Consider the following 244-nt stretch of genomic DNA (forward strand, 5'->3'; position numbering starts at 1 on the left):
CGGGCACGCCGACGGCGGAGAGCAGGGTGGGGAACCAGTCCAGCCCCGAGAACATCTCGTTGGACACCTGGCCCGCTTCGATATGTCCCGGCCAGCGGATCATCGCCGGCACCCGGAAGGCGCCTTCCCAGTTGGAGTTCTTCTCGTTGCGGAACGGGGTGGTGGCCGCATCCGGCCAGGACCACTGGTTCGGGCCGTTGTCGGTGGTGTAGACGACGATGGTGTTGTCGGCGATCTTCAGGTC

Annotated in this window: 1 protein-coding gene; it reads right to left on the reverse strand. The window is 66.0% G+C overall.

The genetic code is table 11. The features are described from left to right. Nucleotides 1-244 (reverse strand): sulfatase-like hydrolase/transferase (locus J5M67_RS29220; protein ID WP_207888756.1); only part of this gene is annotated, 244 nt, incomplete at both ends.

Source organism: Pseudomonas sp. 30_B, from assembly GCF_017491605.1.
Lineage (GTDB): Bacteria > Pseudomonadota > Gammaproteobacteria > Pseudomonadales > Pseudomonadaceae > Pseudomonas.